At 45.4% G+C, this 4461-nt stretch carries 4 protein-coding genes, 4 tRNA genes and 1 rRNA gene; 1 reads left to right on the plus strand and 8 read right to left on the minus strand.

Features of this window, described 5'->3' with window-relative positions; all coding sequences use genetic code 11:
• The 5 genes from ACMV8I_RS21240 to ACMV8I_RS21260 all read right to left on the minus strand — a co-directional run.
• On the minus strand, positions 1 to 142 hold a 142-nt coding region (locus ACMV8I_RS21240), incomplete at its 3' end, for a GTP-binding protein (RefSeq protein WP_074437493.1).
• A 107-nt stretch (positions 143 to 249) separates the two neighbouring features.
• Positions 250 to 325, minus strand: a tRNA-Thr gene (locus tag ACMV8I_RS21245).
• A gap of 6 nt (positions 326 to 331) precedes the next feature.
• Positions 332 to 406: transfer RNA gene (locus ACMV8I_RS21250), tRNA-Gly, on the minus strand.
• 130 nt (positions 407 to 536) lie between these two features.
• A tRNA-Tyr gene (locus ACMV8I_RS21255) sits at positions 537 to 621 on the minus strand.
• A gap of 18 nt (positions 622 to 639) precedes the next feature.
• Positions 640 to 715, minus strand: a tRNA-Thr gene (locus tag ACMV8I_RS21260).
• A 457-nt stretch (positions 716 to 1172) separates the two neighbouring features.
• Between ACMV8I_RS21260 and coaA the strand changes: the two genes are divergently transcribed.
• A complete protein-coding gene (gene coaA / locus ACMV8I_RS21265; RefSeq protein WP_498867137.1) occupies positions 1173 to 2123 on the plus strand; it encodes a type I pantothenate kinase in 951 nt (316 codons plus the stop codon).
• A gap of 33 nt (positions 2124 to 2156) precedes the next feature.
• Here the strand turns inward: coaA and birA are convergent, their stop codons facing one another.
• From birA to rrf, 3 genes are all read right to left on the minus strand, one after another.
• Positions 2157 to 3116, minus strand: coding sequence for a bifunctional biotin--[acetyl-CoA-carboxylase] ligase/biotin operon repressor BirA (gene birA, locus ACMV8I_RS21270; protein ID WP_498867138.1), 960 nt, complete (start codon positions 3114 to 3116; stop codon positions 2157 to 2159).
• Positions 3113 to 4150, minus strand: coding sequence for a UDP-N-acetylmuramate dehydrogenase (gene murB / locus ACMV8I_RS21275; protein WP_498867139.1), 1038 nt, complete (start codon positions 4148 to 4150; stop codon positions 3113 to 3115). Before murB ends, birA begins: the two co-directional genes overlap by 4 nt.
• A 191-nt stretch (positions 4151 to 4341) precedes the next feature.
• Positions 4342 to 4457 (minus strand): 5S ribosomal RNA (gene rrf, locus ACMV8I_RS21280).
• Between the last annotated feature and the right edge of the window lie 4 nt (positions 4458 to 4461).

Below are 4461 nucleotides of genomic sequence, written 5' to 3' on the forward strand. Positions count from 1 at the left end.
CGAATGCACGAGCAGAACCGCCGTAGGTTTTAGCCAAAACGGTGGTGATTGCAGCAGTCAGGGTAGTTTTACCGTGGTCAACGTGGCCGATAGTACCAACGTTAACGTGCGGTTTTGTACGTTCAAACTTTTCTTTAGACATCGATTGTCCCTCTAAGACACGGTTAAATCGGTGGTATCACCACATCAACCAAGCGTTTGCTTGATGAATTATTTTACAGAAAAAAATCAGGAGGGAGAATTTGGAAGTGGTGCTGATAGGCAGATTCGAACTGCCGACCTCACCCTTACCAAGGGTGCGCTCTACCAACTGAGCTATATCAGCACATCTTGGAGCGGGCAGTGGGAATCGAACCCACATCATCAGCTTGGAAGGCTGAGGTAATAGCCATTATACGATGCCCGCATCTTTGAACTCGGCTACCTGATTGTTCTGAAGAACGCGAAGGACGGGGATAAGGAAATGAGACACTTAAACCGCACCTTCACTTACAACGTGCTTTACATTGTAAGTCACCTTATTGCTAAGGCTCGTATGGTGGTGGGGGAAGGATTCGAACCTTCGAAGTCGATGACGGCAGATTTACAGTCTGCTCCCTTTGGCCGCTCGGGAACCCCACCTAATTTTAAGTACTTGATTGGTGCCGGCACCAAGAGTCGAACTCGGGACCTACTGATTACAAGTCAGTTGCTCTACCAACTGAGCTATGCCGGCATCAAGTGCTGCGCATTCTAGGGAGACTTGGCGGGGTATGCAACAAAAAAATTGCGTCTTTTTCTCTATCGCTCATGTTTTATGCAAAAAATGATAATAAATGCGTTTTTCGCTCACTTTAAGTATTAATATTGTCCAAGTCAGCTCATCCATAAGGGAGGGCGGAATATCCCTTATCAGGGTAACTATCGATTAGATGTACTGCATTACAAGCCGTTGTAATAAGTTCTACTCTGCTGAAATGACGGTTTGATCAGACAATCGCAAATTTTATTCTGATAATAAGCGTCTTTCATAAGTTTCTTAAAAATTTTTTAACTCAATCAAAAAAATAGATAAGTTATGAGAAAAGTGTCTACGGCGAAAACTAAGCTGTCTATAATAGGCTGCTGGTTTACTGTCTGGACTTGGCGTGCGGCGCCTTTCCTGACCTGCGCTAACAGGCAGACTATAACTTATGAAAAAAATAGACTTATCTTTGGCAACACCTTATCTCCAGTTCGACAGATCTCAATGGGCAGCCTTGCGTGATTCAGTTCCACTAACGCTCAAAGAGGCTGAAATCGTGAAACTGAAAGGTATCAATGAGGATCTATCCCTTGAGGAAGTCGCACAAATTTATCTGCCGCTTTCACGCCTTCTCAATTTTTACATCAGTTCTAACCTTCGTCGACAGGCTGTTCTGGAGCAATTTTTAGGAACTGACGGTCAAAAAATTCCTTATGTTATTGGTATCGCAGGCAGCGTTGCCGTGGGTAAAAGTACCACCGCACGTGTCTTACAAGCGTTGCTCAGCCGCTGGCCAGAACATAGGACCGTCGAATTAATCACGACTGATGGATTCCTGTATCCGAATAAAACGCTTCAAGAACGAGGGATCATGAAGAAGAAGGGATTCCCACAATCTTACGATATGCATCAGTTGGTCAATTTCGTTTCCGAGGTCAAATCTGGTGCCAAGAGTGTAAAGGCGCCTGTTTATTCTCACCTTATTTATGATGTTATACCGGAAGGTAATAAAGTTATTGAGCAGCCAGACATTCTTATTCTTGAAGGACTAAATGTCTTACAAAGTGGAATGGATTATCCTCATGACCCGCATCACGTATTTGTGTCTGACTTTGTTGATTTCTCAATCTATGTAGATGCTCCGGAAGATTTATTGCAAAGCTGGTATATAAACCGCTTCCTTAAATTCCGTCAGGGCGCATTCTCAGATCCTGATTCTTACTTCCATCATTATGCAAAACTTCCTGAAGCAGAAGCAGTAAGCATCGCCACACAATTATGGAATGAAATCAATGGATTGAATTTAAAAGAAAACATACTTCCAACCCGCGAAAGAGCGAGTTTAATCATGACAAAAAGCGCTAACCATGCGGTTGAGAATGTCAGGTTGAGGAAGTAAGAAAAGGAGGGAAATTGCCCTCCTTTATTATACTCAACGACCTCGAAGGGATATTTCCCCACCGATAAACGCATTAACTATGCCATCCTGCTCCAGTAATAATCCACCATTCTGATCAATACCTCGCTCAATACCGTGGATTTCCTGTTCACCGATTAATAACTTCACGGGGCGATCGAGGAAATTATCCAGGTTGCGCCAGCGGCTAATAAAGGGGGACAGCCCCTCAACTTCGAATTGGCGTAATGCAAAGCGCCACTCTTTTAACAATGTGGCGGCCAGCTGGTTACGATCGATATTCACGCCAGCTTCTTGCAAGTTTATCCAGCCCTGCTCGATAGAACCAGAAGCTGACACACGCATATTAAGATTAATACCAGCACCTATAACTAAGTGTGCCGCATCACCCGTTTTTCCGGTCAATTCGACTAAAATACCCGCCAGCTTGCGATCTTTCAGGTAAAGATCATTAGGCCATTTCACACGAACGTTTTCCGCACCCAACTGTTGCAGCACTTCAGCCATTATAATGCCAATAACCAGGCTCAGGCCCATAGCTGCAGCGGGGCCTTGATCGAGTTTCCAGTACATCGAGAGGTATAAGTTAGCACCGAAAGGTGAGAACCATTTCCGCCCGCGGCGACCTCGCCCTGACTCCTGATATTCAGCAACACATGCATCACCAGACGTAAGCTGACTAATTCGATTTAGTAAATACTGATTAGTAGAATCAATAACAGATAATACGTCTACCCGCCCTTCAGGTAAGGCAGCGAGGATCTTTTCTTCATCCAATAACTGAATTGGAGCCGGTAAGCTATACCCCTTTCCTGGAACGGTAAAAACATCTACTCCCCAGTCTCTTACTGTTTGGATATGCTTGTTGATTGCAGCACGACTCATGCCTAGTTTAGCTCCCAACTGTTCGCCAGAGTGGAATTCGCCGCCAGCCAAGATGGATACAATATGAAGCGGAACGGTGGTATCTTTCATGATAACGCCTCAACTGCGTTGGTTTCGCCAAAGGAAGAAATAAAACGCACCTCCGGTTCTAACCAGACCGCAAAATGCGCGGCAACAGTATCACGCACATGCTTTGCCAAGGCCTTAATATCATCACCGGTCGCACCATCTTTATTAATCAGCACTAATGCCTGCTGCTGATGTACACAAGCGCCTCCCAGACAGAAACCTTTTAAACCCGCATGCTCAACAAGCCATCCAGCGGCGAGTTTCACCTGCCCCTCAGTTTGCGGATAATAAGGCATAGCTGGGTACTGTTGCTTCAGGTTTTCAGCCAGTGCTATATCCACGATAGGATTTTTGAAGAAACTGCCTGCATTCCCGGTAACCGCCGGGTCGGGGAGTTTGCTGCGACGCATCTGACATACAGAGTCGAAGATTTGTTGCGGTGTAACACTAGACGCCTCAAGTCTGGTCAAGTCACCATAAGTCAGCTTAGGATGCCAGTTTTTACTGAGCCTGAATCCTACTGCGATAATCGCATAACCCTCACGGTAGGCATGCTTGAACACACTTTCACGGTAACCAAATTGACATTCACTGGAAGGTAGACGAATTACATCACGCGTATCAAGATTCATCACGTCAACATATTCGCAAAGGCTTTGTAATTCGATGCCGTAAGCACCGATATTCTGGATTGGTGCTGATCCAACACAACCGGGGATAAGTGCCAGATTTTCGAGTCCGGGAATATTGTGGACCAAAGTGTAAACGACCAGCTGATGCCAATTTTCACCGGCTCCGACATGCAGTAACCACTCTTCGGCTCTTTCAGTAACCTCAATACCTTTAATACGATTGAGCACGACGGTCCCGGCAAAGTTTTCCAGAAAAAGTACGTTACTTCCCTCCCCTAACAACAGGAATGGACGTTTTTCCTTTTGCGAAGAAAGCCAGGCAGTTGCCAGTTCATCAGGATCGTACGCAGTTATTATTTCAATAGCATCTGCAGCAATTGCAAAGGTATTTGAAGCCTTTAAAGAAGAGTCATGAATCGACATAAACTGATCTCTCATTTGTTACTTAATTACGCTCAGTTTAACCGATTAGTGGAACTCTAGCGTACAGAGTTTTGATTGGGTGATTTAGGGTCTTGGTTAAGAAAGTATGATTGATCTGTCAGGCGTAATTCACTAAATTTCCCATAGCAAAAAACCCCCGTCTTTCGACGGAGGTCTCTCACTAATTTGATGCCTGGCAGTTCCCTACTCTCGCATGGGGAGACCCCACACTACCATCGGCGCTACGGCGTTTCACTTCTGAGTTCGGCATGGGGTCAGGTGGGACCACCGCGCTAGTGCCGCCAGGCAAA

The sequence above is a fragment of the Ewingella sp. S1.OA.A_B6 genome (assembly GCF_049889095.1).
In the GTDB taxonomy this organism is placed as follows: domain Bacteria; phylum Pseudomonadota; class Gammaproteobacteria; order Enterobacterales; family Enterobacteriaceae; genus Ewingella.

Bases quoted from the DNA above. Each gene is read 5' to 3' on its own strand.
- coaA (WP_498867137.1), top strand. From the start codon at position 1,173: ATGAAAAAAATAGACTTATCTTTGGCAACACCTTATCTCCAGTTCGAC.
- murB (WP_498867139.1), bottom strand. From the start codon at position 4,150: ATGTCGATTCATGACTCTTCTTTAAAGGCTTCAAATACCTTTGCAATT.
- birA (WP_498867138.1), bottom strand. From the start codon at position 3,116: ATGAAAGATACCACCGTTCCGCTTCATATTGTATCCATCTTGGCTGGC.